The following is a 22,892-nucleotide window of genomic DNA, read 5'->3' on the forward strand; positions in this document are numbered from 1 at the left end:
ATTTGCCTGTCAATTTGGCTCTAACGGCTGCTATGGCGCAATTGTTGAGCCAGGTTGTATCATAATAAAATAATATGTTAAATTTTATCAGTAAGCTTTTCGGAAGCAAATCAGAACGGGATGTAAAAAGTATACAGCCTATAGTTGAGAAAATTAAGGCTGAATATGCTAAGCTTGGCTCCCTGAGTAATGATGAGCTTAGGGCTAAGACCATATATTTTAAAGAAACCATTGCCGAAGGCCTTTCTGGTATCGACAGTGAAATACAAGCCATTAAAGATCGTACAGAAAACGAGCTTGATATGGATGTAGCCGAAAAAGTTGAGCTTTATACTCAGCTTGATAAGCTTGAAAAAGACCGTAATAAAGAGCTTGAAGATATATTGATGAATATATTGCCCGAGGCATTTGCTGTAGTTAAAGAAACAGCAAGCCGCCTGGCTGCCAATAGTTCATTAGAAGTTACCGCTACCGAGTTTGACCGCACGCTGGCTGCCCGCAAACCAAACGTTACTATTAAAGGCGATAAAGCTTTTCACAGTAGCACATGGATAGCAGCGGGTAACGAGGTTACCTGGAACATGGTTCATTATGATGTGCAGCTTATCGGTGGTACCGTATTGCACCAGGGTAAAATATCGGAGATGGCAACGGGCGAAGGTAAAACGCTGGTAGCCACGCTGCCTGCATATCTTAACGCTTTAGCCGGACAAGGCGTTCACATCGTAACGGTGAACGATTACCTGGCCCGACGAGATAGTGAGTGGATGGGCCCGTTGTATGAATTCCACGGTTTATCTGTTGATTGTATCGATAAGCATGAGCCGAACTCTGAGCAGCGCCGTGCCGCTTATTTGGCTGATATTACTTTTGGTACCAACAACGAATTTGGTTTTGATTACCTGCGTGACAATATGACACGCAGCCCGGAAGAGCTGGTACAACGCAAATTGCACTATGCCATGGTGGATGAGGTTGACTCCGTTTTAATTGACGATGCCCGTACACCTTTAATTATATCAGGCCCTATACCACGTGGCGATGAGCATGAGTTTTATGAGCTTAAACCACGCATCGAGCGTTTGGTTAATGCGCAGAAAAACTATGTCAACAGCGTATTGAACGAAGCTAAGAAAGCGATTAACGACGGTAATACCGATGTTGATGGTGGTGGCTTAGCTTTGTTACGGGCTTTCCGTGGTTTGCCCAAAAGCAAAGCATTAATTAAATTTTTGAGCGAAGGTGGTAACCGTACCATCCTGCAAAAAGTAGAAAATCACTACATGCAGGATCAGGGAAAAGAAATGCCAAAGGTTGACTCTGAATTATTCTTTGTTATTGACGAGAAAAATAACCAGGTTGAACTTTCTGAAAAAGGCATCGAGCTGATCACCGCATCCGGCGAAGATCCACATTTCTTTGTAATGCCTGACGTAGGTACCGAAATAGCTGAAATTGAAAAATCAGCCTTAAGCACCGAAGAAAAGATTGCCCGTAAGGACGAGTTGATGCGCGATTTCTCGATCAAATCTGAACGTATCCATTCGGTTAACCAGTTACTGAAAGCTTATACCCTGTTTGAAAAAGACACTGAATACATTCTTGACGAAGGCAAGGTAAAGATAGTTGACGAACAAACCGGTCGTGTATTGGACGGCCGCCGTTACTCTGATGGCTTACACCAGGCTATTGAGGCTAAAGAAAACGTAAAAGTTGAGGATGCTACCCAAACTTTTGCAACCATTACCCTGCAAAACTACTTCAGGATGTACCATAAGCTTTGCGGCATGACTGGTACCGCTGTTACCGAAGCAGGCGAGTTTTGGGAGATCTACAAACTGGATGTGGTTGAAATACCAACCAACACCCCAATTACCCGTGATGACAAGCAAGACCTTGTTTACCGTACTGTACGTGAAAAATACAATGCGGTGGCCGAGGAAATTGTTAGTCTTACTCAGGCTGGTCGCCCGGTACTGGTTGGTACAACGTCGGTTGAGATCTCGGAGTTATTGAGCCGTATGCTTAAACTGCGCGGTATCAAACATAACGTACTGAATGCCAAAATGCACCAGAAAGAGGCCGATATTGTGGCCGAAGCTGGTAAAGCCGGCACTGTGACTATTGCTACCAACATGGCTGGTCGTGGTACGGATATTAAATTGGGCCCGGGCGTTAAAGAAGCCGGTGGTTTAGCCATTGTGGGTACCGAGCGTCACGAATCGCGCCGTGTTGACAGGCAGTTGCGCGGTCGTTCTGGTCGTCAGGGTGACCCGGGTTCTTCACAATTCTTTGTATCGTTAGAAGATAACCTGATGCGTTTATTCGGATCAGAGCGGATTTCCAGCCTGATGGTACGTATGGGTATTGAAGAAGGAGAAGTGATCCAACACTCCATGATCTCCAAATCAATTGAGCGTGCACAGAAAAAAGTGGAAGAAAACAACTTCGGCATTCGTAAACGTTTGCTGGAATATGACGACGTGATGAACTCACAGCGTACGGTTATCTACACCAAACGTAAAAACGCCCTGTTTGGTGAGCGTTTGGACGTTGACCTGAGCAACACCATTTTTGATGTGGTTGAGGACATTGTTACCGAATATAAAGAAAGTGCCAACTACGAAGGCTTTACCTTAGAAGTGATTCGTTTGTTCTCGGTTGATATTGAGCTTAGCGCTGACGAATTTACTGCAAAAACAATTCCGGCGTTAACTGATCTGACCTTCCAAACGGTAATGGACTTTTATAAACGTAAACAGGAAGCAGTTGCACAACAGGCTTACCCGGTTATTAAAGACGTTTATGAAACCCGCGGCCAGTATGTTGAAAACATTGTTGTTCCGTTCAGCGACGGGATCCACGGTATCCAGGTAGCCGTTCCGCTTAAAAAAGCGGTTGAAAACCACGGTCATGAGGTATTTAAATCTTTCGAGAAAAACGTTACCCTGTACCTGATCGACGATGCATGGAAAGAGCACCTGCGCGAAATGGACGAGTTAAAACAATCGGTACAAAACGCGGTTTACGAACAAAAGGACCCGCTGTTGGTTTACAAGTTTGAGGCCTTTGAATTATTCCGCGGCATGCTGGCCAATGTGAACAAGGAAATTGTAAGCTTCCTGTTCCGCGGTGGCATCCCGGTTCAGCAACAGGCCGAAGAGGTAAGGGAAGCGAGGCCCGAGCCGAAGCTTGACCTGCGCAAGATGAAAACAACCAAGGCCGAAGTGGTGAGCGAAAGCAACGGCGTGCCTATGGATGATTTTCCGCAGGAGCAGCAAAAGATCACCCCGGTAAGGGTTGAAAACAAAATTGGCCGTAATGACCCTTGCCCTTGCGGTAGCGGTAAAAAATACAAAAACTGCCACGGCGTAGGGCAGAATTAAGCCTTTGAAAATGTCATCCCGAACTTGTTTCGGGATCCCATAGGATAAGTTGCCAGCATGATGCCAACCATGCTCGTGGGGTGCCGAAACAAGTTCGGCATGACAACATTTATTAAAAAATAAAAAGAATGAAAAAAGCAGTATTTGATCATCAAGCTAAATCAGCCATTATCAGATACTGCTTTCTTGTTTTATTACTGCTTGCATCAACCCAATCCTTTGCCCAAACACGCGGCAAGGTTGAAGTGATCAAAGACCCGCTGGTTGACAGCCTGATAGCTAAAAGATTTACGCTGAACAGTACAGCGGGTACCGATGCCGCCGGTTATTCATCCTACGGTTACCGGGTGCAATTCTTCAGTGGCTCAAACCGAAAGGATGCCTACAATGCGCAAAACCGGTTGCAGCAGCAATACCCCGAACTGCGTACTTATATCAGCTACCGCGAGCCCAACTTTAAAGTAAAAGCAGGCGATTTCCGTAGCCGGCTTGAAGCCGAAAAACTGGTACAAGAGCTGCGCTCGTTGTTTTCGAGCATATTCATCATTTCCGAAAAAATAAATCTTCCTAAAACGGATCCTAATAATGATTAAAGAGCAAATACAGGAGTTATCCGCAAAAATATTCAATGAGGTAGTGGCTAACCGTCGTCACCTGCATGCCAACCCCGAGCTTTCATTTCATGAACTGCAAACCTCGGTTTTTGTAGCCAACAAGCTTGAAGAACTTGGTTTGGAATACCATAAAATGGCTGATACAGGCTTGGTAGCTCTCATTAAAGGCGAAAAACCATCTGACGCCGGCAATGTTGTTGCATTGCGTGCCGATATGGATGCGCTTCCGATATTGGAAGCCAATGATGTTCCGTATAAATCGCAAAACCCGGGCGTAATGCATGCCTGTGGCCACGATGCGCACACATCATCATTATTAGGTACAGCTAAAATATTAACCGAATTGAAAAGCCAGTTTGCTGGCACCGTTAAGTTGATCTTTCAGCCGGCCGAAGAAAAACTGCCCGGCGGTGCCAGCCTCATGATTAAAGAGGGCGTTTTGGAAAACCCAAAACCGGCTGCCGTATTGGGCCAGCATGTAATGCCTTTGATTGATGCCGGTAAAGTTGGTTTCCGTGCAGGTAAATATATGGCCTCAACTGATGAACTTTATGTTACTGTTAAAGGTAAAGGCGGTCACGGTGCTCAGCCGCAGCAAAATATCGATCCGGTTATCATCACCGCACATATATTAACCGCGCTACAGCAGGTGGTGAGCCGCTTTGCCGATCCTAAAAGTCCGTCGGTATTATCATTTGGTAAGGTAATAGCCAATGGGGCTACCAACGTGATCCCGAACGAGGTTTACCTGGAAGGTACTTTCCGCACCATGGATGAGAAATGGCGCGAGGAAGCTCACAAACGCATGAAAAAAATGGCCGAAGGCATTGCCGAAAGCATGGGCGGAAGCTGCGATTTCAATATCATGCGCGGTTATCCATTCCTGATTAACGAAGAAAAATTAACCCATGCCACCCGTGGCCATGCCGAAGCTTACCTGGGGAAAGAAAACGTGCTCGACCTGGATATTTGGATGGCTGCCGAAGATTTTGCTTATTACTCGCAGGCTGCCAGCAGCTGTTTCTACCGCCTCGGTACCCGTAACGAAGCCCGGGGAATAACTTCATCTGTGCACACACCTACTTTTGATGTGGAAGAAGATGCATTTAAAATAAGTACCGGTTTGATGGCTTATTTGGCGGTTAAACAGTTAGGTAACTAAAAACCATGTCATTGCGAGGTACGAAGCAATCGCGAACTCTGCAGATCCGCTCTGTATTGCATGCGATTGCCGCGCTACGCTCGCAATGACATGCTGTAAAAAGCAATCAATGAAAAAAATCTTCCTGATCCTTATCCTTACTACTGCCGGCCTGCTAACCAAAGCTCAGCAAATCAATCGCTTTAACCCGGATACTATCCGTACCATCGTTATCGATTCACTGGTTGATATCCGCTCACATAAACTCAACGCGCAGGATTTCATAGATGCCGTATTGGCCGATACAGGCTTTTATAAGGCCTTCCAGAATATGAAAGGCTTTGGCTTTACTGCCGAAAACCGAATTTTTACTTACGACAGCAAGAACCGGGTAAACGGGCGGATCTACCGTAAAATACTCCACAGCAACGCAGCCGGTAAACATAAAATAGAATATGTTGCTAAAAAGGACAGTGGCGATGTTTACAAAAAAAACGGCAAGTACCAACTGTACACGGTTGAGATGTTCGACTTTATTTTCATGAACGCGTATAATTCCGATTTTACCAAGGGTGATGCCCTGCCGGGATCGGGAGGTAAAAATGAATCGTACAAAAGCAAACTCAAAACGCTGATCTTTACGCCGGGCCGCAAAGTAAGCGGAATCCCTTTCATTAGCAGCAAAACGGAAATTTTCTCTGACGATATGCGCCAGTATTATTATTACGAATTTGCGCGCGGTAAATACCTCGACACCATCCCTGTTTATCGCTTTAAGGTGAGGTGCAAGCCGAGCACATCCAACAGCGATACCATGATTAAGGAAATGACCACCATTTTTGATGAGCGTACCTTTCAGATCCTTGGCCGCTATATCGATATGAAATTCAGCAACATGTTCTTTGATTTTAATGTGCAGATGGACATCGAGCTTAATAATTTCCAGGGCGAACCGCTACCTGCAAAAATTACCTACCAGGGTAATTGGAATATTCCTTTTCATAAGGAAGAGCGTGCGAGTTTCTTGATTGTACATAAGGATTATGAGAAAGAGTAGAAACTCTTAACCACCTGAAAGGGGCATTAAGAAAAAGCCCTTAGCCAGCGCTCAACCGGAGCCGGGCGTAGCAGCCTTTTTTGTGCTTGCAGACCATAAGCATGACATCTGCAACACAAAGAAATATGATTAGCTTGTTTTTCATATTATCAGGCTTTTGTATACTAATAGTTAACTTTTGGTGAATAAAGATTGTTTAGTATAAGTGGCTGTTTTGCAGTGATTAATATATTCATGATTTAATTGCTTTTATACGCCGGGGTAACCAAAAAAATATATTTTTGATGGTTCGATGTTTATATCCTTCAACCGGTTAATGCCTTTTAATTTCATTAAATTATTTCTATTGATCTTGTTTGCTTTTACTTTTCCAAAAGTTAAAGTGAAAACGGCTGTTTGTAATGGCAGTTACGGCGACCCGGTAGTAAAACTTGATTTTGGATCGGGAGTTAGTCATACTGGTCCTCCACTGGCTACAGGTATTACAACCATGTTCTATGCTCCTGATTGCCCGGATGATAGGTATTATTCAATTGTAAGCAGTCAAACTTCGTGTCATGATACCTGGCATACTGTACTTCATGATCATACAGGAAATTCTGGTGGTTATATGATGCTCGTGAATGCATCGTACGAACCAAGTGTTTTTTTTACCGAAACGAAGGAGCTTAATCTTTGCGAAAACACAACCTACGAGTTTTCAGCTTATGTACTCAATCTCATGAAACTTTCATCAAGTGATGCCAGTACTAAACAGCCTGATTTATTATTTACCATAAAAAAGCCCGATGGCACAATCTTAACCCAGTACGATACCAATACCATACAGCCCACCGCAGATCCTCAGTGGAATAAATATAGTGTGCCATTTTCAACAGGGGCGGGCGTTACGCAAATTGTATTGGAAATCAGCAATAGTGGGCCGGGAGGTAATGGAAACGATTTGCTGCTTGATGATATTGAATTCAGGGCTTGCGGACCTAACATTAAAGTTGGATTTACAAATGTTGACAACACCGAACCGCAAAATGTCTGCAAGGGGCAGGTGCAAAACTATAAACTTATTGCCGATCTGAATAACGGCTATAGCAACCCTAAAGTACAATGGCAAAGCAGTACTGATGGTAGCGGTAGCTGGACTAACATTCCGGGTGCTACTGATCTTAGCTATGCTTTTCAATTTGCTGCGGATAAACCGGTAGGTACCTACCAATACAGGATGGCTGCAGCTGAAGGAGATAATATCAATTCGCCAACTTGCCGCGTTTACTCAGACGTGCGCACCATAACGGTTAATGCTTACCTGGCCAAACCTTCTATTACCGCACCGGCTGTATGCGAAGGGGATGCGCTTACACTTACTGCAAATGCGCCGGGAGCAATCAGGTACGAATGGACCGGGCCGGGCGTTACCGCTAATAATAAAGCTCAAAATCCTCTGGTAATTGACAATGCCACTGTTGCTGCTAATGGCGATTATCAGGTTACTGTGTTCTCGGCTGGTGATTGTCCTACTTTATCAGATAAAGTTACAGTAACTGTTAACTTAAAACCCGTTATACCTGTTCTCACCCCAGCTCCAATTTGTAAGGGCGACCTAATCATTCTCAATGAAACTACGCCCAACGCCAAAAGCTATAGCTGGTCGCCGGTTACAGGATTATCCGATCCAACTGCGGCAAACCCTACTGTCATGCCAACCGAAACAACCACTTATATAGTAACAGTAACAAGCAATGGGGATTGTACTGCAACCCAAACAGTAACTGTAACAGTTATGCCTGCACCCGAAGCAAGTATAAGTCCACAGAAAAAAATCTTTGAAGGGCAATCGGTAGTACTGGATGCCGAGGCAAAATATGCAGATACTTATTTATGGAGCCCCGCGGATGGACTCGACGATCCTACCAAATTGAACCCTGTTGCCAGCCCTACCGATGATGTTACTTATACCCTGAAAGCCTCATCAGGTATTGGTTGAGGATATGTTAATGCCTCAGTTTTTGTACGGGTTTATAAAAAGATCGTTATTTCATCAACGTTTTCGCCCAATGGAGATGGTTTAAATGATAACTGGGATATTGAGGCTTTATCAACCTATCCGCAATGTTCACTGAATGTTTTTAACCGAAACGGGCAAAAAGTATATGCCTCTACAGGTTATGATAAACCGTGGAACGGCGCTTATAAAGGATATGCTTTACCACCCGGGACTTACTACTATGTGATTGATCTTAAAAGTGGGGCGCCGCTATTATCGGGCTGGGTGCTTATAGTGCGCTGATTACATAAAGCTAAAAGCAGAGTGCGCAAAGCCTAAAACAAAATTGATTACATAGGTTTAAGTTATTGCTGAAGCTAATTTTTAGGCTTCATATAATTGCTTCTTTTTATGTTATCATTAACTGCGGTGCTTGTGCCCGGAATTAATCCAACAGGTAGCTCAAGCAAAAATCAAAACTTAATGATCTTTTCTATCTGCTCGTTTACAAACTTTATGGTATCGGGCTTAAATAGGTTCCCTTCTTCATCAAACTCTTTGTGTATGGCCGCTATGTGTAATTTAAGCGCCATAATGTTGAGGTGCAGGTAATGGCAAACGCCTGTAAAATGGTCAACCCCGCGGATATTACCATATTTGCCCGATGATAAGCCTACCAATGCCGCTTTTTTATCATAAAAACTTTCGGGGAAACTACAGGCATCAATGAAAACCTTAAGTACACCCGGAAAGCTGCCGTTATATTCGGGGATAAGGAATATGAATTTATCTGTATTGGTAACTATTTGCTGGATAGGCTCAAATGCTGCGCTGCGTTTGTTGTAGAGGTCGGTTTCAATAACGTTTGGAGGCAGCTGAGCAAGTGATAAGATACCTGCTTCAACGCCCTTTTCCTGCAGTTTTTGCTGATAAACCTTAGCAAGTTTGAGCGTTGAGCTTCCCGGTCTGTTGGTTGACGATATTATGGTTATCATTTATTATTTGTAAATTTCTGACTGATCTGATTAGTAATATTGTTGTTGAGTAATTTGTAATATTTTGTTAATGAATGCTTTAATAATAAATATGATTAAGTAATAATATTTATTAGTTGCCGCGATGATAATTCACTAATTGATCAATTTTGTTTGTAAATAGGCAAAAGCTGTGGAATTCTGCATTATTTAATTCCGTATCTTTATCACCGGATAAAAACTTTACGAAAGTAGAAATTTCTGTTTCTATTTAACGTTGTTATAAATCACAGAACTATAAATTTTTTTAAACTATAGAATGAGTAAAATTATTGCTTTAGCCAACCAGAAAGGCGGCGTAGGGAAAACTACATCATCTATAAATCTGGCTGCAAGTTTAGCTGTATTAGATTATAAAACCTTGTTGGTTGACGCCGACCCGCAGGCTAATTCAACTTCGGGTATTGGTTTCGATCCCCGCAATATAAAAAACAGTATCTATGAATGTATCATCAATGAGGTTGATCCTCATGAGGCCATTCAGAAAACTGAAACTCCTAATCTTGATTTATTACCCGCACATATTGATCTGGTAGGTGCCGAAATTGAAATGATCAATTTAACCGGCCGCGAGTTTAAAATGAAACAGGTATTTGAAAAAGTGAGGGATGAATATGATTTTATTATTATCGATTGTTCGCCGTCATTAGGTTTGATCACCATTAACGCTTTAACCGCTGCCGATTCGGTAATTGTACCGGTACAGTGCGAGTATTTCGCATTAGAGGGTTTGGGCAAATTGTTAAATACCATCAAAATTGTTCAGTCGCGCCTTAACCCCCAACTTGAAATTGAGGGGATTTTGTTAACCATGTACGATGTGCGTTTGCGTTTGAGCAATCAGGTGGTTGATGAAGTTAGGACCCATTTTGAAGACATGGTTTTTGATACCATTATACAGCGTAATACCCGTTTAAGCGAGGCCCCAAGCTTTGGCGTATCGGTAATTATGCATGATGCTACCTGTAAGGGTGCAATAAATTATTTAAACCTTGCCCGCGAAATTCTGGAGAAAAACGGGTTGGTTAAGGGTGAACAGGCAACAGCTACAGCAACAGTATAGTAAATGAGTGGTGAAAAGAGAAATGCCCTGGGAAAGGGACTGAGTGCGCTATTGAACGACACGCCTAACGTACAACCATACCAAAACAGAAGTAGAGAAACAGCAAGCCCTGCCGAGGTAAATGACCTTGGCTCGGTTAATGAAATAAAACTGGCCGAAATTGAGGTTAACCCGTTTCAGCCCCGTACCGATTTTGATGAGCAGGCACTGGCCGAGCTTTCAGAATCGATCAAGCTGCAAGGTTTAATTCAGCCGATAACGCTCAGGAAAATTGGGGCACATAAATATCAGCTGATATCAGGCGAGCGTCGTTTTCGGGCATCAAAGCTGGCCGGCCTAACCCAGATCCCGGCTTATGTACGCACCGCCAATGATCAGCAAATGCTGGAGATGGCACTTATCGAAAACATTCAGCGCGAAAACCTGAATGCTATTGAGGTTGCCCTGAGTTTTCAGCGCATGATTGAGGAATGTAACCTGAAGCAGGAAGAACTGGGTGATAGAGTAAGCAAAAACCGCTCGACGGTGACCAACTACCTTCGTTTGTTAAGGTTGCCGCCGATTATCCAGGCCTCCATTCGTGATGGCGAGCTTTCAATGGGGCATGCAAAAGCTATTTTAACGCTAACCGATCCTGCCAAACAATTATTTATACATCAGCATATTATAAAGGAAGGTTTATCCGTTCGTAAGGTTGAAGAACTGGTAAGAGAGATGCAAAAGTCGCCGGTAAAAAAGGAAGGCAAACAGCCCGAGCCGGTATCATACCAGTTGCAGAAGATCCAGGATGACCTGGCTTCAAAATTTAGTACAAGGGTAAAGCTAAAAGTCGGCAGCCGTGGAAGCGGTGTTATCGAGATCCCTTTCCTTTCGGAAGATGACCTTGGCCGCATCCTTGAAATGCTTGATTGGTAATTGTTAATTTAAAAAATGTATAAATTCCTGTTTTTTTTAGCCGTATCAGCTTTTTTTATTTCTGCCGCGCAAGGTCAGGTGATTGATAGTACGGGGAGTAAAAAAAGTGATACGCTGAAAGTAAAGCATCCTGTCAAAACCCCGTCAGGCTCATTTGCTCCCAAAATTGATCCTGCCAAAGAAAAAATCTATCATCCCGATAGTACCCATATCCCGCATAAAGCAGTAATGCATTCATTGATCATACCTGGTTGGGGCCAGGTGTACAACCACAGGTGGTGGAAAGTGCCGTTAATTTACGGAGGTTTAGGTTTGCTAACCTCGGCCATTATATATAACCAGCATTATTACAAAGAATATTTAACATTATCAAGATACCGCCAGGGCACTCCTCCTAATCCCGGCGATCCTTATTATACAGAATATAACCTTTATAAAGACGTACCCGATGCCAACCTGAGTGATGCCCGTGAAAATTCAAGGCGTAACCGTGATTTGAGCATACTGGGCTTTTTAGCTGTATGGGGTATCCAGGCTATTGATGCTTATATCGATGCCAAGTTCATCCACTCATACACGGTGGATAATAATTTGTCGTTCAAAGTAGCTCCGGGTATAATTAATCAGCCGGTTTATGCGCAGGGCGCTAATAATGCTTATATTCCGGGCATAAAAGTTACCTTTACGTTTTAATAAGGAAAACCATAATACCTGAAATGAAGATAGCGTTACTTGGCTACGGAAAAATGGGCAAAATCATCGAAAAGATAGCCCTTAGCCGCAAGCATGAAATTGTACTTACCATTGATCATGAAACCCTTCATGACCTTACAACCGAAAACCTGCAAAAAGCAGATGTGGTAATTGAATTTACTACCCCGGCATCCGTATTATCAAATATCGAGCATTGCTTTAATGCCAATGTACCTGTTGTTATTGGTACTACAGGCTGGTACGAGAAATTACCGGAGGTAAAACAGCAATGTATTGAGGGGAATAAATCATTATTGTGGGCTTCAAACTTTAGCGTTGGCGTTAACGTGTTTTTTTACGTAAATAAGCTGTTGGCTAAAGTCATGAACAAGTACCCTTATTACGAAGTACAGGTTGAAGAGATCCATCATACCCAAAAAATGGATTCGCCAAGCGGTACGGCAATAACCATCGCCGAAGGGATCATTAATAATACCGATACCAAAAACGAGTGGGTTAACGTATTAACTACCGACGACAGCGATGACGATGCGAATGTTGCACCTAACCAATTGCTTATAGAGTCATTAAGGATAGACAGCGTACCGGGCACTCATACCGTTATTTATGATTCGGAAGTGGATAGCATCGAATTTAAGCATACTGCCCATAACCGTAATGGGTTTGCTTTAGGCGCCGTACTGGCTGCCGAGTGGCTGCACGATAAAAAGGGTTTTTACTCTGTTGAAGCCATGTTTGATTTTAACAGCTAATAGCTTTTTAATATAAATGGCAATAGCGGGCTATATAGGGTTTTATATCATTACAGGCCCGCTATTGATTTTAATACTGGCCGGATACTGGAAACTTTTTGAAAAAGCTGGTCGCCGGGGGTGGGAAGCACTGATCCCGGTTTACCATCTTTACATTATGCTTAAGTTGAGCCAACGGCCGTTGTGGCTCCTTTTGTTGCTTTTAATACCGGGCGTAAACTTTATTATAAGCATCGGCATCCTCATTGATTTTATTAAATCGTTTGGCAAGGTGGGCATAGGGCAAATCACCATGTCGGTGTTGTTGCCTTTTATTTTTATCCCCAAATGGGGCTTTGATAAAAACACCCGTTATGTTGGCCCGTCGGCAAGTGACGATTTCAGGGAAAAATACCGTGACCTTGATAAATCCCCACTAAGGGAATGGACGGAAGCTATTCTTTTCGCTATAATAGCGGCAACGGTTATTCGCGGGCTTTTCCTCGAGGCTTTCACCATCCCTTCGTCATCTATGGAGAGCTCACTAATGGTAGGCGATTTTTTATTTGTGAGCAAGATCAATTACGGTGCACGCCTGCCCATTACCCCCATAGCATTTCCATTTGCACACCACACTATGCCGCTCACCGGTACTAAAGCCTATTGGGATGGTATTAAGCTGCCCTACTATCGGCTGCCGGGTTTCAGCGAAGTGAAAAAGGGTGATGCAGTAGTATTTAACTATCCAATGGATGCCGATTCGCCGTTTTACCGCCCTGTAGATAAGCAGGAAAATTATATCAAACGGTGCCAGGGCACGCCTGGCGATACCATAAAGCTGGAGTACGGCCAGGTATACGTAAATAACCGTTTGATAGCCACCCCACCCAACGGAGAAATGGAATACCGGGTACGTACAAATGGTTCGGGAAGGGGTTTTGGCCCCCATACGCGATATAACCTTCATCTGTCGGATATTCAACAGTTTACCTGGGTTGATTTTACAGCGAATATGACTGCACAATCGGCCGAAAAGCTAAAAACATATCCCTATATCAAGGCGGTGAAGCCCGATGTTAAGTTAAGAGGGGTGTATGATCATGAGGTTTTTCCGCATGATCCGCGCTTTAGGTGGAACGAGGATAACCTGGGGCCAATTATTATTCCGCGAAGAGGCTGGACCGTAAAGCTGGATAGCATGACCATGCCTTTTTATCGCCGGGCCATTGAGGTGTATGAAAATAATAAAGTGCAGGTTAAAGGGAACGCAGTTTTTATTAATGGGAGCAAGGCCGATAGTTATACTTTTAAAATGGATTACTATTGGATGATGGGCGATAACCGCCATAACTCTGAAGATTCGCGTTTTTGGGGCTTTGTGCCCGAAGACCATATTGTAGGTAAAGCCGTATTGGTATGGATGAGCTGGGATGCCAATTCGCCTTCATTTTGTAAAATAAGATGGGACAGGGTATTTAGAAGGATTAATTAGAGAAATATGCAGATGTGCAAATTCCGGATGTGCAGATGAGAGATTAAATAATTATCAATTTGTGCCCTAATAATAGGAATCTATAATTTAATATGAGGGAGCGTAACATATAACGTGTAACATATATCTTATACATAAAATATAAACATTAAAAAATCTGCACATTTGCACATCTGAAATTTGCACATTCGATACATCATATGAACTGGAAATTCTGGAAAAGGAAAGATTCAACTAAAGTAAAAAAGAAAAAAAGTGCGCTTCGTGAATGGGGCGACGCTATCATATTTGCAGTAATAGCCGCTACCCTTATCCGTACGCTGTTTATCGAAGCCTACGTTATCCCCAGCGGCTCGATGGAAAACTCACTTTTAATTGGCGACTACCTGTTTGTAAGCAAGGTTAACTATGGCGCAAGGATGCCTATAACGCCTGTTTCGTTTCCTTTTATGCACCATACCACTCCTTTTGGTACCAAAGCATATTGGGATGGTGTAAAATTGCCGTATTACCGTTTGCCGGGCTTGAGTGATATAAAAAAGCAGGACATCGTGGTTTTTAACGCGCCGATAGAGGCCGATTCTCCTTATTTCAGGCCGGTGGATAAGCGCGAAAACATTATCAAACGCTGCCAGGGTACTCCCGGGGATACTTTGAGTGTAGTTAACGCGCAGGTTTACATAAACAGGAAGGCTGCCCCCAACCCTGAAAGGGGAAAGGAAGGTTATTTTGTTGAGACCAACGGGCAGGAATTTAACCCGGCTATTTTGAACGAGCTTAAGATAGAGATCAGGGGCAATACCGGCAACCGTTATGAAATGATGATGTCTAAGGAATCCGCAGCTACTTTGAAAACTTATTCAAATGTAAAATCAATTGTGCCGGCGGTAACACTAAGAGGCACCAGCGACCCGCTGAACCCGGTTTACCCTGCCAAGTACCCGCGTTATAAGATCACACCTAATTTTCCTGACTTTAAATGGAATGTTGACAACTACGGCCCAATCATTATCCCTAAAAAAGGCTGGACAGTTAAATTGGATAGCCTGACTTTCCCGGTTTATGGCCGCGCTATCGAGATTTATGAAAATAATAAAGTAAATGTTGTGGGTAAGGATATCATGATTAACGGAAAAAAAGCCGATACTTATACCTTTAAGCTTAACTACTATTTTATGATGGGTGATAATCGTCATAATTCGGAAGATTCGCGCTTTTGGGGTTTTGTTCCGGAAGATCACGTAGTAGGCAAAGCTTTATTTACCTGGATGAGTATTGACAGTACAGCCAGCTTCTTTAATAAAATAAGGTGGAACCGGTTGTTCAGGGGCATACATTAATTGAAAATATAAAAACACCAAAGTGAACGGAATAGGATTAATAATAGTATTTGTTCTTTTTATAGTACTGCCATTTGCAGGTTTATGGAAACTGTTTGAAAAGGCAGGGCGGCCAGGGTGGGAAGGCATTGTGCCACTCTACAACTTTTTCATCATCATTAAGTTAACCGGTAGGCCGGCGTGGTGGTTTATTATGCTGCTAATACCCGGCTTAAACTTTTTGATAGCGCTGGGCTTGATTGTTGATTTTTTAAAATCGTACGGAAAGTTCACTTTTGTTGAACATGTGCAGGGTGTGATCCTTCCGTTTATATATTTCCCTAAATGGGGCGGTGATAAGGATACCAAATATTTAGGCCAGTCGGCGAGCCCCGAGTTCAGGACTAAGTATAAGATTGCCCTAAAGAAAACCCAGGCACGTGAGTGGGCTGATGCCATCATTTTTGCGGTAATTGCTGCCACACTGATCCGCACGCTATTTATCGAGGCTTATGTGATCCCCAGTGCTTCCATGGAAAGTTCATTGCTTATTGGCGATTACCTGTTTGTAAGCAAAGTGAACTATGGAGCGCGTTTACCTATGACCCCCGTTGCATTTCCTTTCGCACACCATACCATGCCGCTTATCAATACCAAAGCCTATTGGGACGGTTTGGAATTACCATACTACCGCTTGCCTGGTTTAAGTGATATTAAAAAAGGCGATGTGGTAGTGTTCAATTATCCTATGGATGCCGATTCGCCTTATTTCAGGCCGGTTGATAAACGCGAAAACTATATCAAACGCTGTCAGGGTACCCCGGGCGATACGCTGAGCGTAGTTAAGGCCCAGGTATTTATAAATGGGAAAGCTGCTATTACACCACCAAAAGGCGAGATTACTTATGATGTTAAAACAGATGGGAATGAGCTTAACCCGCAGATAGCTACAGATTTGCATTTGTCGGATATTTCATCGGTAAATAATACTGAGTTTATTACCAATACCACCGAGGAATCGGCAAAGGCACTGAGGGGATATTCAAACATCAAGTCAGTTACACCGCGGTTAACTTCGCCGGGGGCGTCTGATCCGATGAACCCGGTTTACCCTGCCATTTTCTCCAACTACAAAATAGGAGCTAACACTCCCGACTATAAATGGAATGTAGACAATTTCGGGCCTGTCATTGTACCTAAAGAGGGCTGGACAGTAAAGCTGGATAGTTTAACCTTCCCAATCTACGGTCGTGCGATAGCCGTATATGAAGGCAACAAGGTTGAAGTGAACGGTAAAGACATCCTGATCAATGGCAAAAAAGCTGATAGCTATACCTTTAAACTCAACTACTATTTTATGATGGGCGATAACCGTCATAACTCAGAAGATTCACGTTTTTGGGGCTTTGTTCCTGAAGATCATATTGTGGGTAAAGCACTGTTCATTTGGATGAGTGTTGACGACAATGCATCGTTCATCCACAAGATCCGCTGGAGCAGGCTGTTTAATCTGATCCATTAGCCCCCTAACCCCCTAAAGGGGGAACTTTAGCGCAAGGCCTGTTTTGCGGAGCAAAACAGGCCTTGCGCTTTTTTTATTCTGCTCTCACTGCCGCGGGCTTTCAGCCCGTGGTTTAGTATGGTTTCAGCTTTCAGCTGAAGCTCGGTAAGCTGAAGCTTACTTTGTGGTTGCCACGGGTTACGCTGCGCTAAACCCGCGGCAGTTCTGAGATTTCAAACCGCTCCGCCAATTTATTCAAATCTTCTACAACGGCATCAACTAATGGTATGCCGTTGGCTATCCTGTCAGCTTCTGCTTCCAGTTCTGGCTCACCTGGAATAATTACTTTTTGATCAGGATCAACTGTAGCCGATGATTTAAAACGCTCTATCCAATTATCTAAATGATTTTTAAACTCATTTACCGGCCGGAACCCATCCACGCGCATTGCGCCTAAAAAATGCCCTATACCCGCGCCAACGGGATCATTCGGCGGATCAAGAAAAGCTACAAAGGGCGGTACCCAGGGGCCGTAATTGGCACCTGATAATACTGCGGATAAAATATCAACGGTAGCACTCAAACCAAAGCCTTTATGACTGCCATGGTCGCGGTCGCTGCCAAGGGGGAGGAGAGAGCCCCCGGTCTTTAGCGCGTGAGGATCTGTAGTATAGTTGCCTTCTTTATCCTGGATCCAGCCTTCGGGAACCTGCATGCCTAAGCGCTGAGCTATTTCCAGTTTTCCGTTAGCAGCAGCTGAAGTGGCAATATCAACTATTACCGGTGGATATTTACCAGCCGGAAAAGCGTAACACATAGGGTTGGTACCCAAAAGCCGTTCACTGGAAAATGTGGGCGCAACCAGCGGACTGGCATTGGTCATGGCAAAGCCGATCATATCTTTCTCCACAGCCATTAATGCGTGATACCCGGCAATGCCAAAATGGTTGGAGTTGCGTACCGATATCCAACCCGAGCCGTATAGCTCAGCTTTTTTAATGGCTACCTCCATGGCAAACGGAGCTACTACTAAACCAAGGCCTGCATCGCCATCTACAGTGGCAGTTGTTGGTGTTTCATGCACTATCCGGATGTTGGGCGTGGGATTAATGCGTTTCTTCTCCCACAAGCGTACGTACCCGCTCAGGCGGGCCACGCCATGCGAGTCGATACCACGGAGATCGGATTTAAGCAATACGTCGGCTGCTAAAACCGCATGTTCATGGCTGCAGCCAATAGCTTTGAATATATTTTCGGTAAATGTGCGTAGAGTGGATGGCGATATCAGCATACGGCAAAGATAACCGTTGATTTTTAAAATGATTACGTTGATTTCGCTGATAAGGTACCTTTATGCACTTGATTTGAGTATTGCCTGATATCGGTTTCCTAATGGTAATATCTGCTGTTAAATTTGCGTTAGGGATAGAAGCGGATACCGGCCAAGTGGCTAAGGCCCTGTGTAGTATGAGCGGATAGCCCGGGCCGAAGGTAACGCCTAATTAGTAAAAAAACCTTTTGAGTTAGGCACAAGTGAGCCATATCCCATAGGCAGCCAAGCAACACTTGCGCCAAAAGAAAGATATGAAACGAACTTCTTCTAATCTCCAATCACCAACCTCTAATCTCTACCCTCAAGCCATCGCAAACTCGGGCTTTACTTCGCTCAGGTGTTTGTTATACCAGTTGGTACTGTTATAGCGGGCGTTTATTTCGTAGATTTCGGGTTTTAGTTTCAGCAGGTTAAGGATATCCTGGCATGAAAAACGGTTACAAACCGGGTACAGCTCTTTAAATACACGCTCGATGAAATAAAAATCCTCGGGGTGATCAAGCGCAAAACGGTGCGACATGGAATAATCCAGGCCAGTTTCCCAGGTTACGTTGCCGATGTTAAAAATAAGCGGATTTTCATAGATGTAGGGCGAGGTATGCTCCAGATCATGGGGGCGGCCGGCATTTTCCCAGGCTTGTTTGAGGCAGGCCGTGGTCATTACCTCTACATCGTTGCCGTCGGGATAGGTGGCCGGGTACAGGTTGCTTACATAATCAAACTTTTGCCTGTTGCTGAAAAAGTATTCAAGCACTTTATCAATGATCCGCGGATCGATTAGCGGGCAGTCGACCGGAATTTTGACAACCACATCGGCATTGAATAGTTTTGCTGCCTGGTAATGCCTGTCAAGCAGGTTGCCAAGGCTGCCCCGGTAACATTGAACGTTAAGATTTTCGGCCTCCTTTGCAATAACATCATCTTCAGCGCCTTCGGAAGTGGCAATAACAATATTGGCCTGGTGCTGGATCATACCTATCCGCTCCACCATGCGTGCTAACAAACTTTTACCCAATATTGGCAGTATTACCTTGCCATATAAACGACTTGATGCCATGCGGGCCGGCACAATGATCACTACACGCTCATCCATCTTTTCCGGAAATTTGAGGTTTATCAAAAAACATTAACCGGGTTAAATGTAGAATGGTAAGGTTTAAATATGGCGAAGTTTATATTATCAAATTGTTAACCTGATGGTTGATCTGCAAAAAATAAAACCCGGCACAATGGCCGGGCCTTACAACACAGGTATAGGTTATTTAATAATAGTAAACGTTGGTTTGAATATCTGCACTTAGTTTTTTGTCGTCGGTTGCTGCTTTAATACCTTGCAGCCACACGGTATATACTGAACCAGCCCGAAGGTTAACATTAGTAAGGCTGGCTAATACCGTAGTGGTGCCTTTTTGGCGAATGTTAAGTGTGTAGGTAACATTGCCTTTAATAGTCACAAAATCAGATACTTGTTTGTAAGCTTTGTTTGATGCCAGAACCGAATCTTTTGAAGTAACCAGGTCAACCGTACCGGCGTCAGCGCTGAGGTTTGCCAAACGGATACTGGCCATCCCGGCGGCCGGCTGAACGATAGAATCGGCAACAAAAATTACATCGCGTTTACTTGCTGTGTTGGCAAGGTAGACCGAGTAAAGTTTTTTAGCTACGAGGGTGATGGTATCGTCTGCAACTTTTTGCTTGGTGCCCGAAATATAAAAGGTCGCTGTTCTTTTACCGGGATAAGCATTAATGTAATCTATGCCATGACCGTAACGAATTGGAAAATTGTTCGCCCTGTTGGGCTCAAGATAAAAATCAACCGGATCAGAATCGGGTGAGGCATTGATGACTGAAACAAGTGCCACCGGCGGCTGAACGTAGTTGTTGTGATCTTTTAAACACGAGCTGAGTGTTGCTGCCAGCAAACACACCATCCCGATAATGCCTGCCCGCCTTGTTAATTTTTGCTGAACTGTTTTCATAAAATAAAATATTGGTAGTAAACTGATATTTTAACTTTACGTAACCAGCAGGCATTACGCTACTTTGGATTAAAAATTTTAACCCCGGTGTGATTAGCATAAATACGTTTGTGTTTTTGTTTTAGTATAATGTTTTACATAAAAGCTAAAAGCGGAATGCTAAAAGCTTAAAGCCAAGTCGATAATTATTTAACTATTGAATGTTTGTTATAAAAGAGGTTGCTAAGTATAGTTTTATCTATAGCGCTTACTTTTCCAGTTGTTCATTAATCAGGTGCTGTAGTTCATCCTTGAATTTGTCATCAAGCTTGATGTTTTCGGCAACAGGCTGATGGAACATATTTTTGATCATGCGGTTAATAGCGGTACTTTGTTGCTGAAATACCCTGCAAACGTGGCATCCCGCCAGGTGGATCTTTAATTCCAGTTTTTCTCGCAGGGAGATCTTTCCTATTTCCTGCTTTTCAATCAGGTAAGTAGCCTTTTTGCAGTTGTAGGCTATTTTAGTTAATTCGTCCATAATCCATTAGTTTAAATCCAGTTTTTTTGAAGGCACTCTCTTAGGCTTAGCTTGGCGCGGTGAATAATTACCCAAAAGTTGGATGATGATATTCTCAAATCGCCGCAAATGGTGTCGGTGGTTTCATCATCAAGGTGTTTCATAGTAAAAACCGAGAGCCATAATGAGGGCAATTTTCTCATGCATCTTTGCAGTATCAACTCAAATTCTTTGCTTTCGAGGGGATCGGGTTGTTCAATGCCAAACTCCGCTGGCCTGTGATCGGTTTTCCAGTTATGGGCATCAGGTTCAAAAAAATCGTCTGTTTCATATTCGGCAAATGTTACCGCAGGTTCCTTAACAAAAGCGGATGCTTTTTTGCGGTAAATATCAATAATCTTGTTTTTTAGTATGGCGGTAAGCCATGTACGTTCGGTGCTTTTGCCCTCAAATTTTTGCAAGCGCTCGAGTGCAGCCAAAAAAGTTTCCTGTACAAGATCGTGGGCTAATTCTTCGTCGTTAATGCGGGTAAGGGCATACCTGTAAAGATAGTCGGCATGGCGCGTTACCCAGGCACGGGGTTCGGTGCTGTTATCAAGGCTAAGATTGGTGCTGTTTTGGCTTTGCATAAAATCAATGTAGTGGTAATGGTTTGTGTAAAAGTTTATAGCCCTTATCGTATTAATGTTTTGATTTGTGCATTCGTCGGGTAGGAGAAGGAATCCTTACAAGATTTTTTTATTTTTTCTGAAACCAGGGCTTAATGAAATGGGATGTTTTGGAAGAGTCGTTAATATCTAATATTCCGGTTCAAACTAAATGCAGACAAATAAATGACAGAATAATCGGCTATCGACTGTAAGGTTCTTCGTATATCTACGACAAAGGGGTATGAAAAAGATAAATCTGTTTATTATACCATTGATATTATTGGCCTTTAATGCCTGCAGTCAAAGTACTCCGCATGCCGATAAAACCGTTGATACCAAAACATATCCGCAAGCTAAGCCGGCGAGCTACTGGAAACAGGTATTAACGCCCGAAGCTTACGAGATACTGGTAAATAAGGGCACGGAACAACCCTATCATAACCCTTATTGGAATAACCACGAAAAAGGGATATATGTAAGTGCAGCTACCGGTAAGCCATTATTTAGTTCGGATTCTAAATTTGAATCGGGCACAGGCTGGCCAAGTTTTTTTAAACCTATCGATCCAAAAGCGATTAAAATTGTTAAAGATACATCGTACGGAATGGTACGTGAAGAGGTTGTTGAAGCCAGCACGGGTTTACATCTTGGCCACGTTTTTAATGATGGTCCGGCACCTACCGGTAAACGTTATTGTATGGATTCATACGCTTTCAAGTTTGTTCCGGCTAAATAATAAACCATTAAATTAAAAAGATCATGTTAACAAAAAAGTTAAATATATGCCTGCTTGGCCTGCTGATATTATCTGGTTGTGCCAATGCGCAAACTGGCGGAAATGGTTTTGCAAGCCTGCCTGCCCCAAAAAACGGCGAAAAGGTTGCTACTTTTGCGGGGGGGTGCTTCTGGAGTCTTTCGGAAGGTTTGTATGAATTGAAGGGCGTTAATAAAGTGGTAGCCGGATATGCCGGCGGTACAACTAAAAATCCATCGTACGAAGATGTTTGCGGTAAAAATACCGGCCACGCCGAATCGGTACAGGTTTACTATAACCCGGCCGAAATAAGTTACGCTGCTTTAGCCGAAGCTTTCTTTTATGCACACGACCCCACTACTGTAGACAGGCAGGGCCCGGATGTGGGCGACGACTACCGCTCAGTAGCCTTTTACCGTACGCCCGAAGAAAAGAAAACTTTAGAAAGTGTAATAGCTAAAGTTAACGCTACACATCATTACAGCAGCCCTATTGTTACACAGGTTGTTCCGTTTAAAGTATTGTATCCAGCTGAAAATTATCACCAGGGATATTACAGGCTGCATATGGATAACCCATATATCACCCATGTTTCGGTACCTAAAGTATTGAAACTGCGTAAAGCAATGAATAGCTTGCTTAAGCCAGAGTTTCAGCATAAAGATCTGAATTAAGGGTGAATGTTGTATTTGACTGTTCGGTTGTCTCTACACCACGTTGTTGCGAGTA

At 43.4% G+C, this 22,892-nt stretch carries 21 protein-coding genes; 15 read left to right on the forward strand and 6 right to left on the reverse strand.

Translation table 11 applies throughout. From position 1 onward, the window contains the following. The first annotated feature begins 74 nt into the window (after positions 1-74). The 6 genes from secA (at position 75) to DIU38_RS35025 (ending at position 8,482) form a co-directional block, all read left to right on the forward strand. The gene (secA, locus tag DIU38_RS31725) at positions 75-3,386 is read left to right on the forward strand and encodes a preprotein translocase subunit SecA (RefSeq protein WP_112653482.1); all 3,312 of its coding nucleotides are present in this window, start codon (positions 75-77) and stop codon (positions 3,384-3,386) included. Between the two features lie 128 nt (positions 3,387-3,514). Continuing rightward, positions 3,515-3,979 carry an SPOR domain-containing protein gene (locus DIU38_RS31730; protein WP_112653483.1) on the forward strand — a complete coding sequence of 155 codons (465 nt, stop codon included), beginning with the start codon at positions 3,515-3,517 and terminating at the stop codon, positions 3,977-3,979. Then, positions 3,972-5,162: a M20 metallopeptidase family protein gene (locus DIU38_RS31735; RefSeq protein ID WP_090529452.1), complete on the forward strand. Its 1,191-nt coding sequence runs from the start codon at positions 3,972-3,974 to the stop codon at positions 5,160-5,162. Before DIU38_RS31730 ends, DIU38_RS31735 begins: the two co-directional genes overlap by 8 nt. 109 nt (positions 5,163-5,271) lie before the next feature. Then, positions 5,272-6,198 (forward strand): hypothetical protein, encoded by a 927-nt coding sequence (locus DIU38_RS31740; protein ID WP_112653544.1) that lies wholly within the window; start codon positions 5,272-5,274, stop codon positions 6,196-6,198. 382 nt (positions 6,199-6,580) lie between these two features. Then, on the forward strand, positions 6,581-8,179 hold the full coding sequence (locus tag DIU38_RS31745) for a hypothetical protein (RefSeq protein WP_146750417.1): 1,599 nt from the start codon (positions 6,581-6,583) through the stop codon (positions 8,177-8,179). A gap of 99 nt (positions 8,180-8,278) precedes the next feature. Continuing rightward, positions 8,279-8,482 (forward strand): T9SS type B sorting domain-containing protein, encoded by a 204-nt coding sequence (locus tag DIU38_RS35025; protein ID WP_407716490.1) that lies wholly within the window; start codon positions 8,279-8,281, stop codon positions 8,480-8,482. Between the two features lie 170 nt (positions 8,483-8,652). On the opposite strand, the gene DIU38_RS31755 is transcribed toward DIU38_RS35025, so the two are convergent. After that, on the reverse strand, positions 8,653-9,174 hold the full coding sequence (locus DIU38_RS31755) for an NADPH-dependent FMN reductase (RefSeq protein WP_112653485.1): 522 nt from the start codon (positions 9,172-9,174) through the stop codon (positions 8,653-8,655). Positions 9,175-9,472: 298 nt separating this feature from the next. Between DIU38_RS31755 and DIU38_RS31760 the strand changes: the two genes are divergently transcribed. The 7 genes from DIU38_RS31760 to lepB (DIU38_RS31790) all read left to right on the forward strand — a co-directional run bounded on the left by DIU38_RS31760 (position 9,473) and on the right by lepB (DIU38_RS31790) (position 16,969). Next, a complete protein-coding gene (locus DIU38_RS31760) occupies positions 9,473-10,276 on the forward strand; it encodes a ParA family protein (protein WP_090529444.1) in 804 nt (267 codons plus the stop codon). Positions 10,277-10,279: 3 nt separating this feature from the next. After that, on the forward strand, positions 10,280-11,191 hold the full coding sequence (locus DIU38_RS31765; protein ID WP_112653486.1) for a ParB/RepB/Spo0J family partition protein: 912 nt from the start codon (positions 10,280-10,282) through the stop codon (positions 11,189-11,191). Between the two features lie 15 nt (positions 11,192-11,206). Continuing rightward, the gene (locus DIU38_RS31770) at positions 11,207-11,884 is read left to right on the forward strand and encodes a DUF5683 domain-containing protein (RefSeq protein WP_112653487.1); all 678 of its coding nucleotides are present in this window, start codon (positions 11,207-11,209) and stop codon (positions 11,882-11,884) included. 23 nt (positions 11,885-11,907) lie between these two features. Next, a complete protein-coding gene (dapB, locus tag DIU38_RS31775) occupies positions 11,908-12,657 on the forward strand; it encodes a 4-hydroxy-tetrahydrodipicolinate reductase (RefSeq protein WP_112653488.1) in 750 nt (249 codons plus the stop codon). Between the two features lie 16 nt (positions 12,658-12,673). After that, the gene (gene lepB / locus DIU38_RS31780) at positions 12,674-14,128 is read left to right on the forward strand and encodes a signal peptidase I (protein WP_112653489.1); all 1,455 of its coding nucleotides are present in this window, start codon (positions 12,674-12,676) and stop codon (positions 14,126-14,128) included. A 200-nt stretch (positions 14,129-14,328) separates the two neighbouring features. Further along, a complete protein-coding gene (gene lepB, locus DIU38_RS31785) occupies positions 14,329-15,468 on the forward strand; it encodes a signal peptidase I (protein ID WP_112653490.1) in 1,140 nt (379 codons plus the stop codon). A gap of 22 nt (positions 15,469-15,490) precedes the next feature. Next, positions 15,491-16,969: a signal peptidase I gene (lepB, locus tag DIU38_RS31790; RefSeq protein WP_208057644.1), complete on the forward strand. Its 1,479-nt coding sequence runs from the start codon at positions 15,491-15,493 to the stop codon at positions 16,967-16,969. A gap of 187 nt (positions 16,970-17,156) precedes the next feature. Here the strand turns inward: lepB (DIU38_RS31790) and DIU38_RS31795 are convergent, their stop codons facing one another. The 5 genes from DIU38_RS31795 to DIU38_RS31815 all read right to left on the reverse strand — a co-directional run bounded on the left by DIU38_RS31795 (position 17,157) and on the right by DIU38_RS31815 (position 21,388). Further along, complete coding sequence (locus DIU38_RS31795) at positions 17,157-18,239, reverse strand: Ldh family oxidoreductase (RefSeq protein WP_112653491.1); 1,083 nt, start codon at positions 18,237-18,239, stop codon at positions 17,157-17,159. A 343-nt stretch (positions 18,240-18,582) separates the two neighbouring features. Beyond that, positions 18,583-19,401, reverse strand: coding sequence for a glycosyltransferase family protein (locus DIU38_RS31800; RefSeq protein ID WP_243770605.1), 819 nt, complete (start codon positions 19,399-19,401; stop codon positions 18,583-18,585). Positions 19,402-19,543: 142 nt separating this feature from the next. Continuing rightward, the gene (locus DIU38_RS31805) at positions 19,544-20,260 is read right to left on the reverse strand and encodes a DUF4397 domain-containing protein (protein WP_112653493.1); all 717 of its coding nucleotides are present in this window, start codon (positions 20,258-20,260) and stop codon (positions 19,544-19,546) included. Between the two features lie 247 nt (positions 20,261-20,507). Then, positions 20,508-20,780, reverse strand: a complete 273-nt coding sequence (locus tag DIU38_RS31810; RefSeq protein WP_112653494.1) for a hypothetical protein — start codon at positions 20,778-20,780, stop codon at positions 20,508-20,510. A gap of 11 nt (positions 20,781-20,791) precedes the next feature. Next, entirely contained in the window at positions 20,792-21,388 is a 597-nt protein-coding gene (locus DIU38_RS31815) for a sigma-70 family RNA polymerase sigma factor (protein ID WP_112653495.1), read from the reverse strand. Positions 21,389-21,650: 262 nt separating this feature from the next. On the opposite strand from DIU38_RS31815, the gene msrB reads away from it, so the two are divergent. Together msrB and msrA are read left to right on the forward strand one after the other, a co-directional pair. Continuing rightward, complete coding sequence (msrB, locus tag DIU38_RS31820; RefSeq protein ID WP_112653496.1) at positions 21,651-22,145, forward strand: peptide-methionine (R)-S-oxide reductase MsrB; 495 nt, start codon at positions 21,651-21,653, stop codon at positions 22,143-22,145. Positions 22,146-22,168: 23 nt separating this feature from the next. Beyond that, the gene (gene msrA, locus DIU38_RS31825; RefSeq protein WP_112653497.1) at positions 22,169-22,837 is read left to right on the forward strand and encodes a peptide-methionine (S)-S-oxide reductase MsrA; all 669 of its coding nucleotides are present in this window, start codon (positions 22,169-22,171) and stop codon (positions 22,835-22,837) included. Positions 22,838-22,892 lie beyond the last annotated feature (55 nt).

The sequence above is a fragment of the Mucilaginibacter metallidurans genome (genome assembly GCF_003286435.2).
GTDB classification, from domain to species: domain Bacteria; phylum Bacteroidota; class Bacteroidia; order Sphingobacteriales; family Sphingobacteriaceae; genus Mucilaginibacter; species Mucilaginibacter gossypii.